The following is a 2,328-nucleotide window of genomic DNA, read 5'->3' as shown; positions in this document are numbered from 1 at the left end:
GCTTGGGCGCGCCCGCGGTGATGTAGATTCAACAGTGCTGGCGCGACGGCATCGATCTTCTTGAGGGGCTGACGCTTGAGACCTGGAATAAGCGCGGCGACGAGCCAGTTCCCCTTGCTCATTTCGATGACGGCGATGATCGTGTTATCCTGTTCAAGAGCGGTAAGGGAGCGGCTCGTGTCAAAAGATTGCGACATGGGACGCCTCCTTCTGATGGTGGTTGAAACAGCGAAGGATGCCACACCCTCGCCGCTCCCCCCATAGCATCTACTCGGCGGGCAAGATTCACCGATTGCTTGCTTTCTCCTGGAAAGAAGTTCACGGTCCGATCCAAGACAGAGGCAGGACAATGAAAAGCCGGCTAGATCCCTAGTGAACGCGGAAGTGTCGTCGGTAATTAGCTCATCGGCAGCTTTCGTAGGCGTCTTCGGGCGACTCTGAGTTTTGACATGACGTATGATTGTCTCTCAGCGACGATCGCCAAGCGGGGCGAGCCAACGGCGTGCCGATCTCCTTCGCTCTCAGCTATCGGAATACCAGCGCAGCGAGCTGGCCAGAATCGTCGCACATGGCCGACGCTCTCAATAATTCCGTCACTCATGGGCGGCGACAACAGGGCGCGACTGCCTGGGGCCAAGCTGGCAGTCTCCGAATGTATCCACAGTCCGCATTTGCTACCTTGATTGCTTAACACCTTGCAAAAGTGAGAAGATACGCAATGGTCCACCCGCTTCCAGAAGAGCTGCGCGTTATCGCGGGTCAAAATTTTCCGCTTTACCCCTGCTCAAATGAAGCTTGGTCAATTAAGCCGACGGGCGGCGCCACAAGCGCGCGGGTTATGATTTGTTCCATTCCGAAGGCGGGCACCCACCTATATGCCCGTCTGCTAACCATGCTCGGGCTTGAACAGTCCGATGTGTTCTTTAATAAAGAATATCTGGGAGACTTCCGCTTTGTGGATGTCGAGAGAGCTCGGTTCACTCATTCTGAAAACATCCTGTGGATACCGATCGAGATATCATCTCGCTTTATTCAGCCCGGTCAGTTTGGCTATGGGCATCTGCCGTGCGACATGGGCATTCGCCATTGTTTGGCGGATTTCAAAGTCATCTTCCTTTCGCGTGAAATGCGTGCGGCAATTGTGTCGCAGATGCGATATGTCGGGAACAGCGACTGGTGCCCGCCTGGGAGGGCTGAGATCAAGTGGCGCCATGAGCCGAACGGGCCCGAGAAAATGCTGAAGTACTTTGATGAGATTGCGCCTTTCATTTTCAACGAACGCTGTCACCCGTTGGTGCCGTGGGCAGATGAGGAGGATGTTCTTGGATTGACCTATGAGCAGATCATAGGTGACCAAGGGCACGAAGTTCAGCTCGAGACCATTCGCAAAATTGCTGAGTTTTGCGAGATCCAGTCACCGCAGAAGCCGGAGCTGATCTTGAACCAACTTATTGGAGAGCAGACCTTTACCTTCTCCGGCAGGCGAACTTCGTGGGAGGCTTGCTGGAGTCCGGAGATTGAGGCGCGGTTTACCGCGCTCGGTGGGTCAAGACTCAACGAGCGATTCGGATTTTGATCTGGAAATGGCCGACGAAAATGGAAACCCCTTTCCTTGGGAGAACCATGGTGGCCTGTTGCTGCTGGCCCGGCTAATTGATGATCTTTATCGACGATTGCCGGAACGATCACCGCGCACCTACGCTGCGGCTCGATCGCGTCGCTCACCCTTTACGAGCCTCGACTAAACGACGCGACTGCGCATACTCTCTGCGGCGTGGACCCGGATGGGCGGCGGGCATGGAAGCCTGGCTTGATAGCTCAGTGCCGCCGGTCGGCGCGAGCAACACAAGGACACGCACGAAAGGCTTTGGACCCTGGCTGGCTTAAGAATGTTGAGGCGTCGCATCACTCCAACAGGATTAATTGAAAGGCGTTCATCGGCGTCAGACGCCGACCGCAGTGCGACGGTTTTGGCTAGAGCGGGATGAATTTAGGTTGGCGCATAGCCGGCCTCGATGAAGTAAGTTCTGCATTCGGTTGAAGTGACGGTGCCGGGGATATGTCCAATGGCATCGCAGACGGCCTCGACCGTTCGCTTGGCAGCTTTGCGCAGCCAATGCTTAAGCTTGGCGACGAGCTTCTCGATGGGGTTGAGGTCGGGCGAGTATTTCGGCAGAAAGAACAACTGGCGCCGGCCGAGCGGATGGCGCGGCGCACTGCCTTGCTCTTGTGCGAACCGAGATTGATGGGGTTGTCTAATCGCCGCTGGGACGTCAAGCATGTAATTGCGTCGAGACGACGCTGCCGGGTGCATGGTTGTCTTCGCGG

At 56.1% G+C, this 2,328-nt stretch carries 1 protein-coding gene and 2 pseudogenes; 1 reads left to right on the top strand and 2 read right to left on the bottom strand.

From position 1 onward, the window contains the following. Positions 1 to 197, bottom strand: a pseudogene (locus NKK47_RS34880) (IS110 family RNA-guided transposase); the annotation flags it as partial. Positions 198 to 718: 521 nt separating this feature from the next. On the opposite strand from NKK47_RS34880, the gene NKK47_RS34875 reads away from it, so the two are divergent. Continuing rightward, entirely contained in the window at positions 719 to 1,576 is an 858-nt protein-coding gene (locus NKK47_RS34875; RefSeq protein ID WP_352529071.1) for a sulfotransferase domain-containing protein, read from the top strand. Between the two features lie 414 nt (positions 1,577 to 1,990). On the opposite strand, the pseudogene NKK47_RS34870 reads toward NKK47_RS34875, so the two are convergent. Continuing rightward, a pseudogene (locus tag NKK47_RS34870) lies at positions 1,991 to 2,244 on the bottom strand (transposase); the annotation flags it as partial. Positions 2,245 to 2,328: the final 84 nt, after the last annotated feature.

This window comes from Mesorhizobium sp. M0019, assembly GCF_040323975.1.
In the GTDB taxonomy this organism is placed as follows: domain Bacteria; phylum Pseudomonadota; class Alphaproteobacteria; order Rhizobiales; family Rhizobiaceae; genus Mesorhizobium.
The sequence above is the reverse complement of the archived record's forward strand: the minus strand, read 5'-3'. Positions and strand labels throughout refer to the sequence as shown.

Coding starts and splice junctions, on each gene's coding strand:
- NKK47_RS34875 (WP_352529071.1), top strand. CDS start 719: ATGGTCCACCCGCTTCCAGAAGAGCTGCGCGTTATCGCGGGTCAAAAT.